The organism is Candidatus Bathyarchaeota archaeon, from assembly GCA_026014725.1.
Taxonomy (GTDB): domain Archaea; phylum Thermoproteota; class Bathyarchaeia; order Bathyarchaeales; family Bathycorpusculaceae; genus Bathycorpusculum.
On record JAOZHV010000029.1, the window covers coordinates 122,840 to 139,915 of the forward strand.

Below are 17,076 nucleotides of genomic sequence, written 5' to 3' on the forward strand. Positions count from 1 at the left end.
CAAAATTCAAAATCACTATTGAGCCCGTCATCAAAAAAGAAAGGGATTTAGAATTTGTTTAGTTAGTGGCGATTACGCAATCGATATAGAGTGACGTTGGGTTTCCGTTATTGTAACCTGCGATGCATACGTATTTATAGGTAATTGTTGTTGACGCGACATAGATAGTGTCAAGTGTTGAACTACTAATATACCAGTCTCTTACAAGGTACCAGTTGGAGCTGTCTTGCGATACGTAAACGAGTATGTGGCTGTTATACCCAACGCCAGAACGAGCATACAAGTAAATATAAGAGGTGCCGCTCATCGTACGAGACAACTCTCCGTTTATGGCTGCAGCGTCGCCGTAGTTTTGTGCAGATATTCCTCCACATTGCCCATCTGGTGAGCTACCTGTAATGGCTGTCGGATAAATTGCTATGCCACTGCCGCTTATTGTCACCGCTGACGCAGTGATTGCATAACCAGTATTGATATCGTTTATTCTAAAGTCATACGCGCCATTGCTTTTCATTCTGTCCGTCTCTGTGGTATAGATTTTAAGTCTCCAAAAACCGCTTGCACCCATATGTGCTCGATAGATTGTCTCGTCTTGACCAGTTGTGGTGCTTGCGCTTGTGGCAGCCAAAGAGCCGCTTGGGTCGTATAGCTGCAGATCAAAGTTTGCGTTACTTGGGACGACTAAATTTATCAAGAGAGCCTGATCTGTGACTGCATAGAATCTATACCAATCTTGCGAATCTATTCCATGTGGAAGCGGCAAATTACAGAGGCGCCCATAGTACGTCGTTCCCCTATTGACAAAGTAGGCGTCAGTAAAAGTATTTGGGGCATCAGCGTTGGTCGTTGCGTCATTATGTTCAGGGTAGAGATAGTGTGCTCCATTAAGGTCTCCCCATTCCAGACTTCTTCGGCTATTGTCCCAAGTAGCTTGGTCACGCATCGTTTGACCTGAAATGTCTACTCCATCCAACCCTATTGCATGACCAATTTCATGAGTCAGAGTGCTCTGTGCATCGTAGTCAAGAATCAAAGGAGTCGCTTCAGCATCTAAACACCAATCATAAATGTCATTGAGTACTACATTTGTTTCTAGAATAGGTCCTGAGCCGCCGGCGTTCCAACTAAAGCCCGTGGCGTCTGCATATGCGAAACCAGTGAAGTCTGGTACCCAGCCAATGTTATTATGGTAATTCCTAACTGCGTACGCTTGCCAGTTATCGCCAGGGTTATGTAATCCCCCGTATGAGAAATCAACGCCGCAAAATGGAGCATTTTCCCATGTGGAAAAAGCCGCATGAATTGCAGTAAACTCATCGGTTCCGCTTATGTCGGGAGTGCCATCGGGATCTATTTCATAGGTCCATGGCATACTACTCCAAGGTATAAAGGTACCCCATGAAGTCATGGTCACTTCAAAGCCGTATCCGTCTGTTTCAGGAACTTCTGCCGTAGGTTGAGGGTCCAATGAAAATAGTGTTATCTTATCATCACCTTTGTTGTCGGACTCGACCACGTAAGGGATATAACCAGTGAGACTATTTGTCCTCTCTTGTATGAAAAACATTATGCTCATTCCTTTGCTTAGGCTAAATGTTGTCGGAGGTTGTATTGTATCGTTCTCAAAATTATGCCACTCTATGTCTACTCGGAGCGATAAATCTTCAGTTTGCCCACCAAGATATTTTGCTGTTATTATCTGTTCCGCCTGAAGGTTTTCCACTAAAGGAACTTTAACCTGAATTTTAGCATATGTATAGATCAATTGTCCCTCACTTATCTCTTCTAGTTTGGTGGTAGTTTCTTGGACTGTGCCGACGCCGACTTGAGTGGATTCATTCTTCCATCCGGTTAACAACTTGTTGCTATTTATAAGATCATTTGCCTTATTTGTTTCTTCCACCATTTGATTAGCAATAGATATCTGCGCCGATACTAACGATAGCCATATTGTTGAAAATAGAAATAATGCGAGAAAAACTGCGCACGTTTTCTTTGACATTTTCAATTTCTCCTTATTTCTTGTGCAACTTTTAAGTTGCCAGAATTTAGTTAACGCATTTACAAGGTACTTAATTCTACTCTTTAGGACAACTGTCCTAATCCTTAGTACGACTCAAAACCTTTTAGAAGTTGATTTAAATAAAGCCTATTTTTGTTTAAAGGAAATGCCAGTCTTTATTACCTAACATGATAGGCTGACTAAAAGCGTGACTGTTAAGGATGTTAAGAAAAGATATCCTATAGAGATTACTGTTGGTCTTACAAATGTCAGTTCAGCGAACAGAATTAATCCAGCTATTATACTGTAAATTAGATACTTGGGGATAAGTAAACGGCAAATTTTAACGTGGTTTTCTAATACAAAACGTTTAATTGAATAACCGCCAAACTCCTTTTTGATTAATTGTATTCGTTCCAGCTAGGTCAAATGGTATTGCGCAACTGAGGGACTGCTAAGAGCAAGTTCTCGTTGTAGTTCGCGTATTCCAACCGGTTTTCCAGTTTTGACCATAAATCGATAAATTCTCAAGGTTCGTCCACTTAATGTATTATTTGACGTTTTTCTGCCCAATTTAGATTAATCCTAACAAACAGACACTGCTAGATATGGCAAATATCGTGTCTTATAATATTTTACATTTTACACCATTTTCTTAAAGAATATCAACATAATCTCTTGCAACACCTTTTCAGTACCTACATAGCCTATGGCACTCTAGAAAAAATTAAAAAATCCTGCAAAGATTTTATAAACCCTATGGTATCAATTTAAACCAGTGAAGATAATGGATACCAAGCGCGTGAAAAAGTTCAAGCGAGCTTACGCGGCAATCGTTGTCTTGATAGTAGGATTAGTTATTTTGGGTTATGTTATTCTTTCCAACATACCCGGGAATTTAGCACCTGTCGGTCCTGAACCTGTAAACTTGGAAGTAGTTACTGAAAAAACCACTTATGCCCAAGGTGAAAACGTCACTTTTCTTATTTATGAAAATAACACGCAAGATTGGGCAGTATACAAACCTACAGCTTATGGGTACTGGGTAAGTAACAGTCAAGGAAACGTCGTTTGGGAAAGCGGCGGTTTTCATGTTGATTTTCCTCCGTCAAACAACACCTACCCAGCGCATTATGGAAATGCTTGGCGAGCAATCTGGGATCAAACAGTAACAATAGACAACAGAACGACTATGGCGCCACCGGGAGACTATACTTTCACATACTTAATCGATGCCCCATATATTGTTCAAGCAAACTGCGCAGTCACAATCAAACCGGCTGAATAACCTCTTTAACTTTCTAACCCGCAGAGGTTGGAGCGGAAACCTTATCAATACAGCCGTCATGAAAAAGACAGCAAATCACACAACAAGCGTGAAGCAATCGAGGTGAACAAAGGATGGTTGAAATGAAAATCGATGCCTCAGAACTCAAAGGCGACGACGCCAAAATAATCGAAAAGCTAGCTGACTTCCTCAAGGAAAAAACAGGCGGGGAAGTAGCCACTGAAGGAAAAATTGTTACTGTAAAGGGCGAAGGCGAAGCACTCTCCAAAAAGTACGTGCGCGTAACTCTCAAAAAATTCCTAAATAAACACGACCTAATTGACTCTTTCAGGGTTATTGGCTCAGACGAGGACACACTCAAGATTAGAGAGCGCAAAGTTTACGAAGAGGACTAAGTAAAATTTTTTCCCGTTTTAATTAACGCTTCTTCTAATTTTTGTTTTATAAACATTCAAAGCTAACTTGCTGTCCTAATCACTGGACAGGCTGTTCTATGGCTTAGCATTAAATCAGAAAAGCCCTTTAGAATAGTTGAGGCTTAACGACTTGAGCAGAAGAACCCTTACTATAAGTGCCATCTTAGTGCTGTTTTTGCTGATAACCACACTAACAGTTTTTACAGCAGCCTATACGGCAATCCAAAGCATCAACCCAGCAGCCGCACTAGCAGCAATAACCGTAGCCTTAATCGGGTTGATATGGTTCAAAAAAACAAAAACCTAACCGAACAATACTTTTCTCTCGCAAAACAGACCCGCAAGTTTGGGTAGGGGACGGTTAAGCATGAACCCCAAAAAGAGAGGAGAAACAGCGGCATAGCGTTTATTATTTTTAGTTCATGCTTAACCAAAAATCTATGGGTCAAACTGTCGATAAATGGTTTTTCGTAAAGGTTTCTTGACTAACAACAGAAAAATTAGTCAAGCTTTCTTGACTAAACTAAAACTGTGCTTACCGACTGAGGCTAAAATTACTACGTACATCCCAATGCTGCCTCTTACCACGTACAATCCGAGCCTCAATGTACGTGGTAAACCCTGCCACAAACAAACCATGCACGTAGTAAAAAACCAAACTGCCTTTTTATAGGGGGATAGGGGTCTATGGCAGAGCAACAAACCTTGCCAATAGCGCCTATATAATAGGGGGCTACAGAAAAAAAATCGCAAGCAAACATGCAAGTAGCCTAAAAAGGCTTAGAAAACAGCAAAAAAGACCTAAATTGCATTTCCAACAGAACACGAAAAAAGAAGGTTGAAAAGAAATGGTTGGCTATTTGCGCTTTAGCATGTTCTCCAAAATCGGCTTTAGCTTCGCGTTTTCAGCTTGAATTTTCTCTTTGCCCAACGCTTTTCTCTGGTCATCGATTTCTTTTATGACTTCAGCGTAGTGTATGCCTTCAGCAGCAGAAACGTACTCCACACGGAACCGCTCAGGGCTCATGCCCAGCTTAATGAGCATGTTCTTTAATGCATCAGTTCGCGCTTTCATCTTATAGTTACCGCTAATGTAGTGACAGTCGTATGGCAAGTGACACGCACCAACAAGCACCATACCAGCGCCAAGCCGAAGAGCCTCAAGCACAAATTCCCTTGCAACCCTTCCACTGCACATGACACGAATAGCACGCACGCTCGCCGGATAATCGAAGCGGCTTATTCCAGCCAAATCTGCACCAGCATAACTACACCAGTTACAAAGAATAGCTAAGATTTTATCTTCAGGCTTATCCTCAAGTGCAGCACGAACCTGAGCTAGTATCTGCGCATCAGTGAAGTGCATCTGAGTAATCGCATGTTGCGGGCACTCAGCAACGCATGTTCCGCAACCGTGGCAGCTAGCAGTGATAATGGTGGCAGGTTTGCCTTTCTCATGCCTGATTGCACCGTAAGGACACTTGTCAACACACAATCCACAGCTCTTGCATTTCTCAGGATCAACAACAGATATAATCGGCTCAATCTTCCACGTAGGCTTGCTAATGACCGTTGCAGCTCTTGACGCGGCACCACTACCCTGAGAAACGCTGAACGGAATGTCTTTCAGACCAGCACATGCGCCAGCATAGAATACTCCGTCAGTTGGAGCATCCATGGGCTTGAGTTTGGGATGCGCCTCCATAAAGAAGCCGTCGGAACCACGCGACAAATTAAGTATCCGCGCAATCTCATCTGACCCCTTTTTGGGTATGGCAGCGGTTGCCAATACAACCATGTCTGCTTCGACTTCTATGGGCGCACCAAGAATAGAATCCTCAGAGTGAACCGTTAAATTATGCGTAACTGGGTCTTCATCAATGCGGCTGACTCTGCCACGGATAAAGTTCACGCCACGCTCGCGAGCACGGTCATAGAATTCCTCGTATCCTTTGCCGGGACTGCGTATGTCCATGTAGAAAACGTAGACTTCCACGTCTTCCTTGTACTTCTCCTTGATTTGCACTACGTGCTTTAGCGTGTACATGCAACAGAAGTTGCTACAGTAAGGATACTTGTTTTTGTCTCTGCTGCCGACGCATTGAATGAATGCTATCCTGTGAGGTTTTTGTCCGTCTGATTGGCGTATGACTTTGCCGCCTGTTGGACCAGCCGCGAGAATGAGCCGCTCAAACTCCATGCTGGTGATGACGTTTGGATATTTGCCGTAGCCTAAAAGTGGCATGTCATAAGGCTCGTAAACGTCAAAGCCTGTTGAAACGATGATTGCGCCAACTTCTATGTCAACTTCTTCAGGCTTCTGGTTGAAGTCGATAGCTTGGCGTTCACCGCAAACTTCAGTGCATTTGAAGCATTCGATGCAGTAGTCCTTGTTAATGGCGTAGATCAACGGCACCGTCTGGTCGAACGGAACCGAAATTGCTTTGCGAGTGCCAAGGTTCATGTCCCACTCGTTCGGGTACTCGATTGGGCAAGCGTCTTTGCATTCGCCGCAACCTGTGCATTTTTCTGGAATAACGTAGCGTGGGTTCTTGCGGATTTTCACTTTAAAGTTGCCAATGTAACCATCAACCTTGACAAGGTCGCTATGGGCGAAGATTGTGATGTTTGGGTGGCGACCGCAATCCACCATCTTTGGCCCTTCAATGCAGATACTACAGTCAAGGGTTGGGAAGGTCTTGTCAAGTGCTGCCATGTGTCCGCCGATGCTTTGAGTGTTTTCAAGCATGTACACTTTGAAGCCCTGTTCCGCAAGGTCTAAAGCAGCGTTCATGCCTGCAATGCCACCGCCGATTATGAGAGCTTTGTTCGTAACTGGGACTTCGATGGTTTGCAACGGCTGCATTAAGCGTACCTTTGCAACTGCCATACGCACGGTGTCTTTGGCGCGTTCAGTTGCTCCAGCGGGGTCGCTTTGGTGGCACCATGACGAGAATTCTCGGATGTTTGCCATTTCAAAGAGGAAACTGTTTAAGCCTGCTTCGGCGACTGTGCGCCTGAAAGTTGGTTCGTGCATGCGTGGCGAGCATGCTGCTACGACAACGCGGTTAAGTTTGTTTTCGCGGATTGCTTTGCGAATTTCTTCTTGTCCTGGGTCTGCGCAGGTGTAGCGATTTTCTTTAACGAAAACTACGTCAGGTATGGTTTTCGCGTATTCAGCTACTGCGTGAACGTCTACTGTGCCTGCGATGTTTAACCCGCAGTGGCAGACGAAAACGCCAACTCGGAGTTCTTCAGGTTTCTGTGTTTCTGTTTGTTTGGGTGGTGGTGTTTGTGGGGCGCTCATTTAACGTTCTCCTCTAAAACGAATCTTTTGCTCACTACTTTACGCCTGTTTTCACCAGCAACGGTTCTTAATTCTTTGGCAGCGTCTGCTGGTGATGTAAGTCTTTCTAGGGTTTTGTTCCATGTTCCTGAATGAATGGGCGTGTGAAGTATTTTGGTGCGCTTAACAGTTAACGCTTCATCTACGGGGCAAACGTTCTTGCATGCACCGCAATAAGTGCAGAATACCTCGTTAACGTGCACCTTTTTGTCCTCGCCAAGCACAAGTGCTCCTTCGATTGGGCAGACATCAAGGCAATCAGTGCATCCGTCTGGGCATTTTTCTTGGTTTATGCTGATTGTTCCTTCGATGGCTTTTTTGACTTTTATCGCGTCTGGAGAACATTTGAATTCGCATACTCTGCATGTGGGGCAGTGTTCTTTATCAATGTCAACGTTTATTTGAACACGTTTCTTCATGGTTGGCGAGAGGGCTTCTACGTTCTCCACTGGTTTGCCATCGAAGCCGATTCTTGAAATTTTAATAAGCGAGAGCGGGCATGCGTTTTCGCATTCTACGCATTCCTTTTGGCATTTACTTGTGTCCACTTGTATGTCACGTATTAATTGTGGATAACTATCTTTTGCCAAGATTGAAAGGTCGTGCACACCGTTTAGGGTAACTTTTATTGCGCCATACGGGCATGTGACATCGCAAATCCCGCAAAAATTGCATTTTGATAGGTCAATGTCTACTTTGGCTTTTTTTGCTTTTTCTCCTTGAGTTTTCGGTTGCTTCTCTGTTTTTATCGCTTCTTTGGGACATGCAAGTGTGCATATTTGGCAACCGACACAGCGATTTTTATCAAGGGTTAACTTGTAATTCTTAACGTGCAGAATCCACTCTAACGTTAAGGTATCTGCCGCATCCTTCTTTACAGTTTTTAACGGCATTTATTTTCCACCAAGAGGTTTTCATATGCGCGGTACAAACTCGTCCAACGCCTGATAGATTGTTAGACTGTTTCAATGCAGTACTTTCGATATAAATATTGCTTGGAAAAACATGTGACTTCCACGGAACAATACTGATAAAAAAATAAGCACAAAGAATAGGTTACTGAGAAAAAAATCATACGTTAGGAACGTTCAGGTTACTTTTTGGCTTATCGTTCCTTTTGTGTAAGGGAGAAACTCTCGAATCTGCTCAATGGATGTTTTGCCGGCTATTTCCCGCTGCTCTTTAGGAAGCTTCAGCATGAGGGAACGCAAAATCTGGGTTAGCAACTCCTTACCCGTATAATCGCCTGGAACAATGACAACGTAAGCTTTGGTTTTGGCCTTCACCGCATCCACTGCACCACCCACAAAACTTGTCTCCTCGTCGACGATTATGCCTATTGCAACTTTGAGCGGTGTATTTCGCATCCAGTTGCGTTTGCCTACAACAAAGAAGGCGCCATGCGGAACTGACTCGCCAGAAGGACCACTTTTGCTCAGCTGGTCAACTCTAACCCAGTAAACATCAGCGGAACCAGCATTTTCACGCCAAGCACGCGAAAACGAAGCGGCAAATTCACCCGCCTCACGAAGCGTCTGCTCACTAACCTCTTTGCCCTCCGATTTAACCACTACGAATGGTGCACCTGTGATTTCAGCGTGAAAAACCACATCATCCATCGTCGTATACTTTTTGATGAGCACTTCGTTGCTGACCACATCTTTGCCTGCAACAACCAAGAACCCATCTGAGGAAATGAACCATCGGAACTTCTCGTACCACTCTTTGCTCTGCACTTTACGCTTAGAGAGCGCTTCAATGATTTCTGCTGGTTTTAGACTCTTGAGTTCTTCTGCTTCACGCAGTTCTTGCTCGATTTTAGCCAGTTTACGCTTAGTGTCTTCTAAAGCCGCCGATGCTCCAGCAGCTTTCAATTTAGCCCTCTTTCCCCGCTCATAATACTCGGAAGCATTCTCAAAAAGTGTCCTGCGCAAGTTAAGACTAAAACGCAAGTTATCCACGCAAAGGTTCAAAGCAAGGTTTTTGCCGTCAAACGATTCAATATAGACTTGAGGAATTTGCCCAGCCTTTTTAGCCGCCATTGCTTCGGCAATGAGAGTTTTCCAATCTTTTCCCTGCATGTTTTCGTTAAGAAGCTTGTCTCTGAAAGTCTGCAACTCGTTGAAGTGAGCATAAATGGCATCGCCAATGAGCTTGTCGCGGTCAGCTTTCTTCTTGTCCTCGCTTATCGATTTTTCCTGTTCCGCAACCATGCGCTTTAGGCGTTCTGCTTCTTGCTTTAGCTTGTCAACTTCAACACTGGCTCCAGCCTTCTCAGCCGCAGTAACCCGCAAATAAAACTCGTCGAGCGCCTCGCTGAAAGTGCCAAAAGTCTTAGTTTTACAGGCTTCATAACGTTTGAGCGATATGGGCACAACATCCAAATAGCTCTCATCTTCATCCAAAATAATCCTCGGCTCAAGTCTTCCGCCAAAAACAGTTGAGAGGATACCCTGAAGAGCCTCAAAAACCCGCTCAACTTCATCGCTCGTAACCGTGTTGCACGGTGTTGTTTTTTCCACGTTAGCCCTAAGCAAGACTTCTTCAGCATACAATCCACCGATGCCTAAGAACCGCGCTAAAGCCCTAACAACCTCAACTTCGCCTGTAACTTTCAATGCTTCAGTCAACTCGGTCTGTGTCACTTTGCATGGGTTTTTGCTGCTTGAAGGCGGAAACACTAACGTCTCGTTGCGCAGTATGTTGCGGTCTCGCATGCGCTTGAAAATTAAAGCCTGAATTATTGTGCCCTGCTCATTTGTTAGTATGATGTTGCCGTCACCAAAAAGCTCCAAAACAAGCCTAAGTAAACCAGTTTTCGTCCTAAAACTAACCGTAACGATTCTTTCAAACTCCACCTGCTCAATGCCAGCTACCCATGCACCACGCAGGTACTTCCTCATAGCCATGCAGAACGCAGGCGGATTCAGTGGGCTTTCATCAGCGTAAACAGTTGTGTGGATTCTTCTGCCTGCCTCCATAACCAGCCGTATCGGCGGCGCATCGGCTTTGTGGAGCTTAAAGATCAGAGTTTTGTCGCCGAACTGGTAAATGTTGTTCACTCGCGAATCAGCTATTGCGGGTTTTAGTTCTTTGATTATTGCTGAGATGTCAAAGCTTGTGAACTCTTTTTTGCGCACGGCAAATCGTCCTGCTGTGAAACTATATTGTCGTTGACTATAAAATAACCATTTCACCTAAATCTTACATCTTAGTGTTTTGTGTTTGTTGGCGGCAGAAACGATTAATATTTAGGCATGTTTTTTAAGTAAGAACAATGTATAATCAGCAAAAGGATTTGAAATAGTCATGACACCGACAGTTCAGCTCTACTGGTTACGAGTCGTATTAGGCATAATTGCAGGCGCGTTAACTGCGGTTTTGGCTGCTTTTGGCATTATCGGCAATGAAGCAGGCATTAGTGTGCTTTTCAACTGCATAAGTATTGCCTTAATCGTTTACTTCCTGTCTTACTATGTGCTCAAAGCAGCTTACAAAAACAAGATTGCAAAACAATCAAAAATCCTAAGCACAGGAATAGGCATGTACTTTTTCGCTTGGATAGCCTTCTTAGTGCTATTCTACACGATTATCAAGGTGACAACTGGAACTGCTGTTTGAGTAACAGCCTACTGGTTTTTGTCTTCGGTTTTTTGCAGAAAATTCGCAATTGTTGCTTGACTCTTGTCGCTTCTTAGCGTCTCAATCTTTTCTCCAGATGGCCTATCGTTTTGCGCGGCTGGGATGTCCATGCGTGTTATGATGCGCATGCAATCTGCCCAAGCGGAAAAGTATCCGCGGTCAAAATCGCCGTGCAAGCTACTTCGCATGTGTTCGAGGAATTCTTTTCGGTAAGTGTGCAGGGCTTCTTTGTCGGTGACGTCTAGTTTTGCGAAAAATGCGTAGCCGTCGGTGGCGCTGTTTTTTCGTGAGAGGTACATTCCGTATAATGCTCGGAAGTATCCTCGGTTCCACTCGGTTTTTTGCATTTTCTGTTTAATTCGTTCCAACTCGCGGACTGCTTCGGTGAATTGTCTGTTGACTATGAGTTGGAAGTATCTTGTAACTAGCGCATGTGAGATTGGCATGTTTAGCGTCCACGTGATTTGGTTGCTTTCTCTTCTTCAGAGACATCTTCTATTCCGTTTTCGGTGACTTTAAGGATTTCCTCTCCTTCAGGCAAATATGGGCTTGAAACTAGCCTTGCGATGCGTATTGGCCCATGTGAAGCACGTCTCAGGTAAACGCGCGTGTGGCTGGTGTGGCCGACGATGTTTCCGCCGATTGGGTGGATGGCGTCTCCGAAGAATTGGTCGGGTTTTGCCATGACTTGGTTAGTTACAACTGCCACAGCGTTGAATGCTCTGGCTAACCCGATGAGTTTGTGCATATGCTTGTTCAGTTTTTGTTGTCTTGAGGCAAGCATTTCTCTGCCGATGTATTCGCTGCGGAAATGCGCTGTTAGTGAGTCGACGATGATTAGTTTGATGTTGTTTTGCTTGATTATTTCATCTGCATTTTCCAAAAGGAACATTTGGTGGTCTGAAGTGTAGGCTTCCGCGTAAATTATGTTTTTGACCACTTGTTGCGGGTCAAGCCCCAAGTGCTTAGCCATTTGCACTATGCGTTCAAGCCTAAACGTGTTCTCTGTATCAATATAGAGTGCAGCGCCGAATAGTCCGCCTCTTTCAGGAGGCAACTGAACGTTAACGCACAACTGGTGGCAAATCTGGCTTTTTCCACTGCCGTATTCCCCGTAGAATTCGGTGATGGTTTGGGTTTCTAAGCCGCCGTCAAGGATTTTGTCGAGGGCTTTGCTGCTTGTGCTTAACCGCAAGACATTTTGGCGCATTTTGAAGAGTTCGTCTGCTCGGATGAAGGATATGCCGATTGAGGAGCGCGCAGCTTCGATGATTTGGAAGGCTTTTTTCTCGCTTACTCCGACTGGTTCCAGCTCTCGGGCTGTTGCCATGGCTAAGGATTCCACCGTGTGGTAGCCGAGGTCGCGGAGTTTTTGCGCTGTTGCTGGTCCAACTCCTGGCAGGTCTTCTATGAACTCGTATTTTTTTTGAGGCGCTGTTGTTGCTGCTTCTTCCTCTTTTTTCTTGTTGTTTTCTTGCGTTTGGTTCTCAGCGGCTTCAGACATTGTTTTTTCACGCTTTCAGGATGATGTAATGGTTTGGGCTATTTAAAACACGCGAAAACTAGTGTTTTTGGTGCAGTGGAGGGGTAAGTTAAAGTGAAAATCATGTTAGAGAAAGTTTTGAAAGCCGTTAGTTTTGTTCAATCTTCTTGGCTAATTCAGCGATTTGCATCCTAAACCGTTCCCTCATCTTTGTAAACCGCATGGCAGCCGACGGATGAATAACCTCAACGTATTCTATGCCGTCCACTCTGGGGGTTTCTTTGGCGGAAGCGCCTAAGAGCACGATGATTTTTGGCTTAATCATTCGGATTTGCGTCATCAAGTAGGGTAGGCATGCGGCGACTTCGTCGGGGTAGGGTTTGCGGTTATTTGGGGAAGTGTGTTTAACGATGTTAGTTATGAACACGTCTTCGCGTTTTATGCCGTATTCGGCAAGGGTTTTGGTTAGGTATTTGCCTGCTCTGCCCACAAAAGGTCTGCCGCATTCGTCTTCTTCAGCGCCTGGGTTCTGCCCAACTATCATAACTGTGGCGTTTGGTGGTCCTTCCCCTGGCACAGCGTGTTTTGCGCCTTGCCAGAGGCGGCATTTTCTGCAAGCGTAGATTTGATAGTTTAGCTCTTCCATCGCCATGCGCACACCTGTTTTGTTGTTGGGTATTGACAGTCACACAAGCTTAAAAAAACTCGCGCTGTATTTTTATCAAGTTCTTGTCCGCTAGAAAAACGCGTTTAGCGGCTAAAGTTTTAACGAGAAATTATTATGGCTCGAACTGAATCTGTTTCAGAATCACTCCTCAGTAGTGTTATGCGTGTGCTTTTGAGGGTTTCTTTTGCTTTCGAACCCTTAGCGCCCGCTGCCATAACTGTTTTGATGAATCAGCAGTTGCGCAGGTTCCGAGAGGCCGGAGCAATCGGAGACTACAAAACCAGAACTAGGCGCTTAGGGAAGTACCATTACCGCATCCTGCTTGATTTGGATTTGACAGGCATGCAAGCCGTTCATCTTCTCGGTAACTTGTTTCCCAAGCAGTTAAGCAGGTACAGGAGGTGGTTCCATGACTGAGATGGCAACAGAAAAGAAGGGACACATGAAAGTGACAATAGAGCTGGAAATTAACGAGGCGCTTATGGATGTGGTTAAGGAAACTATGGCTAAGGCTTCGTCAAGTATTCCAGAGATGATGAGGAGAGGTGGACAAGGCAAACAATAATACTTCCTCAGCCTTTTCCTTTCTTGTTTCTATTTTAGGTTAAACTATCGAGGGATAAATGTTGAAATTTTTAATAATTCAAAAAGTTAAGCGCGAAATTCCACTGGATAAGTGGGCAAAGACGCTTCCGCTGGAATTCAAGTACTTTGAACGCTTGGAAAAAGAGAAGACACTGGAAGTCTACTATCACCTGATTGGGCATCAGGGTAGCATGTGTATAGTCAACGTGGATTCGGATGAGCAGCTATCAAGAGTAATCGGTCAAGACCCGCTCTTTTTTGAGTGTGACCGCGAAATCTATCCGCTGACTACTCGGCAGACGCATGAGAAACAGATAAGAGAGCTACTGCAACCTAGCGATTTAGGTATGTAGTTATGGCGTGTCACGGCGGATTCAGCCTCGATGAAGCAACAAGGCGTTCATGGTATAACCCAGAGGCGATACTGCAAGATTTGCGTTTGGGCATGACGGCTATGGATATTGGTTGCGGCGACGGCTTCTTCACGATTTTAGCGGCAAAGAAAGTAGGCGAGAAAGGGCATGTTTACGCCTTAGACGTTGACCATTCAGCCATCGAAAAACTCCAAAGCAAAGCAAAAGCCGAAGGCTTAAACAACATCACCGCAACGGTGGGCAAGGCTGAAGGAACCGTTTTTTGCAAGCAATGCGCTGACTTCATACTCTACAGCATGAACCTCCACGACTTTGACGACGCCGCTAAAGTTTTGCAAAATGCTCGCCAAATGATAAAACCCGATGGCATCGTGGTTGATTTAGACTGGAAAAAAATCGAACTGCCGCATGGACCACCCTTAGCTATAAAGTTTAGCGAAGAATACGTTGCTGAATTGATGCGCTCTGCAGGTTTCGCTGTGACTGAAAAACGTGATGTTGGGCGTTACCATTATGTAGTTGTGGCAAAACCAAGTTAGGCTTGCTCAGCCTTAGCGTAAAGCTCCAGCAAATCATGTTTGAATTTTTCAGGCTGGTCTTTGTAGGCTGAGTGGCTTGCGCCTTCATAAACGATTAGTTTTGCTTTTGGCAGTTTTTCGGCTAAGGTGCGCATTTCTTCGCCTGCGATGATGTTGTCTTCTGAACCCCAAATTATCGTAACTGGAAACCTAAAGCGGCTGTAAGCTTGCACCAAGTTCTTTTCTAGGGCTCTGGCTGGCGCAATCAGCAGTAACCCTTTCACGGGGAACTTGATGGCATAGTGCAGTGCTATGTTTCCGCCTATGCTGGCACCGACAAGAACAGGGGTCTCAGAATCAAAAATGGTTCTGACCGCCTCATTTACAAACGCCAGATTCTTTTGAGGGTCACGGGTTTTTGGTTGACATTGACTCTTTATTCCGTAAGGCATGTCTAAAGCCAAAAAAGGAACATGTTTTTCCGTTAAAATTTCAGTTATTTTTATGCGTTGCCAAACTTCAATGGTGTATGATAACCCATGCAGGAAAACAATCGGGAACCCTGCAGCATTGTAATGTAGGGCTTGGCACTTGTAGCCAGCAACGTTTAATGTTTTCTCCAACCTAGTTCCACCATTCTGCTATTTTCACACTGCGTCTTATAACATTTTTATCCGTGTTAAATTTACACAAGAAATAATAGCTTGGTTCTTGAAAGTTTACTGTATGGTGATGTTTTGGCAGCAGTTAAAGTTGGCGATAAAGCTCCTGATTTTACGCTTCCCTCTCAAATGGGCGACAACGTGACGCTCTCAGAGTATTTTGGCAAGAAAAACATCGTCCTCTACTTCTATCCAAAAGACGAATCGCCAGGTTGCACCCGACAAGCCTGCAGTTTTCGCGACAGCTACGAAGAACTAACCAATTTAGGTGCTGAAGTTCTTGGTGTGAGCGGGCAAAGTGTGCAATCGCATAAGTTCTTTGCAACTCATCATGGTTTACCGTTTCTTCTCCTAAGCGACGTGGGCAACAAAGTCCGAGAACTCTATGGCGTTCCCTCAACCATGGGGCTACTGCCAGGACGTGTTACGTACATCATAGACAAGAAAGGCATAGTCAGGCACATTTTTTCTTCCCAAACACAAGTGCAACGCCATGTAGACGAAGCAAAGAATACACTACGGCAACTAGAAGAAGAGCAAACCGCCACTTAAACGGAGAAACAGCAGTTGCTTGCACTATACAATACGCTAACGCGAGAGACTCAACCGTTTAAACCCCTAAAGGACGCGCAGGTGAAGATGTACACTTGCGGTCCATCAACTTATCAGCGCGCGCACATCGGCAACTACCGCACTTTCCTTTATGAAGATGTTCTTCAACGTTACTTGGAATACTTGGGCTATAAGGTCACAAGACTTATGACGTTAACTGACGTGGAAGACAAGGCGGTAGAGCAAGCAAAAAAAGAAAACCTCACCATAGAAGAGCTAACCAGCAAAAACGAAGCGATTTTTTTCAAAGATTTTGAGCGTTTGCACATCAAAAAACCCGACTACCCAATACGTGCTTCCACAGCAGTTGACCAAACAGTAAACTTGATTACTAATCTGGTAGAAAACGGCTATGCTTATTGGTACACACATAAAGGTGCAAAAAACGCTTATTTTGAGCCCTTAAAATTCAAGGGCTTCGGCAAACTCGCCCATTTAGACACAAGCAAGTGGCCCAAAAAACAGCGACGCTTTCACAAGGACACGTATCCTGGCACGCCGTGGAACATGGGGGATTTTGTGCTTTGGCATGGTTGCAAGCCAGGCGATGTCTGCTATGAAACTCCTATTGGTTGTGGTCGTCCAGCGTGGAACATTCAAGACGCGGCTATAGTGACTAAGCATTTGGGCTTCACTATTGATGTGGCGTGCGGTGGAGTAGACAATTTGGTTAGGCACCACGATTACACCCTTGCCATCGCTGAGGCAGTTTCTGGAAAACAGTTTTCTAGGTTTTGGCTACATGGCGCGCACCTGCTTGTGGCTGGAAAGAAAATGTCAAAGAGTGTGGGCAACGTGTATTGCCCAAGCGATATTCTTGAAAAAGGGTTTAGCGGTGAACAGTTGCGTTTCTTTCTAATTTATGGGCATTACAGGGAAAAACGTGACTTTACTTTTCAAAAGCTAACCGAAACCAGTCGGAGGCTGGGTTCACTCAAGAGCATGATAGTTGAGTTGCAGAGGGTTAAACCATCAAGTCAAGCTGAAAGGCAACAGGCGCTGACTGGCAGAATTACGGCTGATTTTGAGCGTCACATGAACAATGATTTAGACGTGAAAGGCGCTTTTGACAGCGCATATGAGACAGTTGAAGAACTAAGTTCAGTGTCTCCGTCGTTAGGTACAGAGGATGTAAAGAATGTGCTGGATGGCTTGCGCAGGGTCGACAGTGTACTGCGATGCGGTTTAGTTTAGACTAATTCGCCTACGAGTTTTGCTCTCGCCAGGTTTTCTGCTCCATGAGGAGCTAGCTCTAATTCGTTGGTTAGGTCTTTTCCAGCGTTATGTGAACCAAGGTGGTCTCCATCCATCCAGAAACTGCTGTCTGTTACATCGTAGACTTTGCCTTGGTAAGCAATCCATGCTGGTTTGCCGTTTCTTCCATCATTTTGCTGGAGTTCTTGGAGGGTTATCTTTTTTTGTTGCGCCAAAAAGTTCACTTCCTTGTTACTTGTTAAAGTTCGAGCGTGCCTTTAAAGGTT

The 17,076-nt window shown here is 44.7% G+C and carries 19 protein-coding genes and 1 pseudogene; 10 read left to right on the plus strand and 10 right to left on the minus strand.

The features are described 5' to 3' along the window. Positions 1-58: 58 nt before the first annotated feature. Positions 59-2,002, minus strand: coding sequence for a matrixin family metalloprotease (locus NWE95_06660; protein MCW4003574.1), 1,944 nt, complete (start codon positions 2,000-2,002; stop codon positions 59-61). Between the two features lie 802 nt (positions 2,003-2,804). Between NWE95_06660 and NWE95_06665 the strand changes: the two genes are divergently transcribed. The 3 genes from NWE95_06665 (at position 2,805) to NWE95_06675 (ending at position 4,013) form a co-directional block, all read left to right on the plus strand. Continuing rightward, complete coding sequence (locus NWE95_06665; GenBank protein MCW4003575.1) at positions 2,805-3,290, plus strand: hypothetical protein; 486 nt, start codon at positions 2,805-2,807, stop codon at positions 3,288-3,290. A gap of 113 nt (positions 3,291-3,403) precedes the next feature. Further along, positions 3,404-3,685 (plus strand): 60S ribosomal protein L22, encoded by a 282-nt coding sequence (locus tag NWE95_06670; protein MCW4003576.1) that lies wholly within the window; start codon positions 3,404-3,406, stop codon positions 3,683-3,685. A gap of 151 nt (positions 3,686-3,836) precedes the next feature. Beyond that, positions 3,837-4,013 carry a hypothetical protein gene (locus NWE95_06675; protein ID MCW4003577.1) on the plus strand — a complete coding sequence of 59 codons (177 nt, stop codon included), beginning with the start codon at positions 3,837-3,839 and terminating at the stop codon, positions 4,011-4,013. 549 nt (positions 4,014-4,562) lie between these two features. Here the strand turns inward: NWE95_06675 and NWE95_06680 are convergent. The 4 genes and pseudogenes from NWE95_06680 to rqcH form a co-directional block, all read right to left on the minus strand. Then, positions 4,563-5,003, minus strand: a complete 441-nt coding sequence (locus tag NWE95_06680; GenBank protein MCW4003578.1) for a hydrogenase iron-sulfur subunit — start codon at positions 5,001-5,003, stop codon at positions 4,563-4,565. Further along, positions 5,004-7,013 (minus strand): annotated as a pseudogene (locus NWE95_06685) (CoB--CoM heterodisulfide reductase iron-sulfur subunit A family protein). It abuts the gene before it with no gap. Continuing rightward, the gene (locus NWE95_06690; protein MCW4003579.1) at positions 7,010-7,945 is read right to left on the minus strand and encodes a 4Fe-4S dicluster domain-containing protein; all 936 of its coding nucleotides are present in this window, start codon (positions 7,943-7,945) and stop codon (positions 7,010-7,012) included. The pseudogene NWE95_06685 and the gene NWE95_06690 overlap by 4 nt, the downstream one beginning before the upstream one ends. A gap of 195 nt (positions 7,946-8,140) precedes the next feature. Beyond that, positions 8,141-10,249, minus strand: a complete 2,109-nt coding sequence (gene rqcH, locus NWE95_06695; protein ID MCW4003580.1) for a ribosome rescue protein RqcH — start codon at positions 10,247-10,249, stop codon at positions 8,141-8,143. A 112-nt stretch (positions 10,250-10,361) separates the two neighbouring features. Between rqcH and NWE95_06700 the strand changes: the two genes are divergently transcribed. After that, a complete protein-coding gene (locus NWE95_06700; GenBank protein MCW4003581.1) occupies positions 10,362-10,673 on the plus strand; it encodes a hypothetical protein in 312 nt (103 codons plus the stop codon). Between the two features lie 8 nt (positions 10,674-10,681). Here NWE95_06700 and NWE95_06705 read toward each other — a convergent pair whose 3' ends face one another. The 3 genes from NWE95_06705 to NWE95_06715 form a co-directional block, all read right to left on the minus strand. Then, positions 10,682-11,140, minus strand: coding sequence for a hypothetical protein (locus NWE95_06705; protein ID MCW4003582.1), 459 nt, complete (start codon positions 11,138-11,140; stop codon positions 10,682-10,684). A gap of 2 nt (positions 11,141-11,142) precedes the next feature. Continuing rightward, complete coding sequence (gene radA / locus NWE95_06710; GenBank protein ID MCW4003583.1) at positions 11,143-12,198, minus strand: DNA repair and recombination protein RadA; 1,056 nt, start codon at positions 12,196-12,198, stop codon at positions 11,143-11,145. Positions 12,199-12,325: 127 nt separating this feature from the next. Then, entirely contained in the window at positions 12,326-12,829 is a 504-nt protein-coding gene (locus tag NWE95_06715) for a uracil-DNA glycosylase (protein ID MCW4003584.1), read from the minus strand. 129 nt (positions 12,830-12,958) lie between these two features. Between NWE95_06715 and NWE95_06720 the strand changes: the two genes are divergently transcribed. Genes NWE95_06720 through NWE95_06735 form a run of 4 tightly spaced genes read left to right on the plus strand, consistent with a single transcriptional unit; the run spans position 12,959 to position 14,342 of the window. Further along, positions 12,959-13,261, plus strand: a complete 303-nt coding sequence (locus NWE95_06720; protein MCW4003585.1) for a hypothetical protein — start codon at positions 12,959-12,961, stop codon at positions 13,259-13,261. Beyond that, a complete protein-coding gene (locus NWE95_06725) occupies positions 13,254-13,409 on the plus strand; it encodes a hypothetical protein (GenBank protein ID MCW4003586.1) in 156 nt (51 codons plus the stop codon). Before NWE95_06720 ends, NWE95_06725 begins: the two co-directional genes overlap by 8 nt. A 58-nt stretch (positions 13,410-13,467) precedes the next feature. Beyond that, positions 13,468-13,782 carry a hypothetical protein gene (locus tag NWE95_06730; protein MCW4003587.1) on the plus strand — a complete coding sequence of 105 codons (315 nt, stop codon included), beginning with the start codon at positions 13,468-13,470 and terminating at the stop codon, positions 13,780-13,782. A 2-nt stretch (positions 13,783-13,784) separates the two neighbouring features. Next, positions 13,785-14,342, plus strand: a complete 558-nt coding sequence (locus tag NWE95_06735; GenBank protein ID MCW4003588.1) for a class I SAM-dependent methyltransferase — start codon at positions 13,785-13,787, stop codon at positions 14,340-14,342. Here the strand turns inward: NWE95_06735 and NWE95_06740 are convergent. After that, positions 14,339-14,944: an alpha/beta hydrolase gene (locus NWE95_06740; protein MCW4003589.1), complete on the minus strand. Its 606-nt coding sequence runs from the start codon at positions 14,942-14,944 to the stop codon at positions 14,339-14,341. The two genes, NWE95_06735 and NWE95_06740, sit on opposite strands and share 4 nt — an antisense overlap. Positions 14,945-15,058: 114 nt before the next feature. On the opposite strand from NWE95_06740, the gene NWE95_06745 reads away from it, so the two are divergent. Both NWE95_06745 and NWE95_06750 read left to right on the plus strand, forming a co-directional pair. Continuing rightward, positions 15,059-15,535, plus strand: coding sequence for a peroxiredoxin (locus tag NWE95_06745; GenBank protein ID MCW4003590.1), 477 nt, complete (start codon positions 15,059-15,061; stop codon positions 15,533-15,535). A 15-nt stretch (positions 15,536-15,550) separates the two neighbouring features. Continuing rightward, positions 15,551-16,789 (plus strand): class I tRNA ligase family protein, encoded by a 1,239-nt coding sequence (locus tag NWE95_06750; protein ID MCW4003591.1) that lies wholly within the window; start codon positions 15,551-15,553, stop codon positions 16,787-16,789. Here the strand turns inward: NWE95_06750 and NWE95_06755 are convergent. Further along, entirely contained in the window at positions 16,786-17,034 is a 249-nt protein-coding gene (locus NWE95_06755; protein MCW4003592.1) for a cytochrome B5, read from the minus strand. The genes NWE95_06750 and NWE95_06755 overlap by 4 nt on opposite strands. Positions 17,035-17,076: the final 42 nt, after the last annotated feature.

Excerpts from the sequence above, each read along its gene's own strand:
- NWE95_06690 (MCW4003579.1), bottom strand. The coding sequence starts at position 7,945 with ATGCCGTTAAAAACTGTAAAGAAGGATGCGGCAGATACCTTAACGTTA.
- NWE95_06660 (MCW4003574.1), bottom strand. The coding sequence starts at position 2,002 with ATGTCAAAGAAAACGTGCGCAGTTTTTCTCGCATTATTTCTATTTTCA.
- NWE95_06730 (MCW4003587.1), top strand. The coding sequence starts at position 13,468 with ATGTTGAAATTTTTAATAATTCAAAAAGTTAAGCGCGAAATTCCACTG.
- radA (MCW4003583.1), bottom strand. The coding sequence starts at position 12,198 with ATGTCTGAAGCCGCTGAGAACCAAACGCAAGAAAACAACAAGAAAAAA.
- NWE95_06725 (MCW4003586.1), top strand. The coding sequence starts at position 13,254 with ATGACTGAGATGGCAACAGAAAAGAAGGGACACATGAAAGTGACAATA.
- NWE95_06700 (MCW4003581.1), top strand. The coding sequence starts at position 10,362 with ATGACACCGACAGTTCAGCTCTACTGGTTACGAGTCGTATTAGGCATA.
- NWE95_06705 (MCW4003582.1), bottom strand. The coding sequence starts at position 11,140 with ATGCCAATCTCACATGCGCTAGTTACAAGATACTTCCAACTCATAGTC.
- NWE95_06715 (MCW4003584.1), bottom strand. The coding sequence starts at position 12,829 with ATGGCGATGGAAGAGCTAAACTATCAAATCTACGCTTGCAGAAAATGC.
- NWE95_06720 (MCW4003585.1), top strand. The coding sequence starts at position 12,959 with ATGGCTCGAACTGAATCTGTTTCAGAATCACTCCTCAGTAGTGTTATG.
- NWE95_06670 (MCW4003576.1), top strand. The coding sequence starts at position 3,404 with ATGGTTGAAATGAAAATCGATGCCTCAGAACTCAAAGGCGACGACGCC.
- NWE95_06735 (MCW4003588.1), top strand. The coding sequence starts at position 13,785 with ATGGCGTGTCACGGCGGATTCAGCCTCGATGAAGCAACAAGGCGTTCA.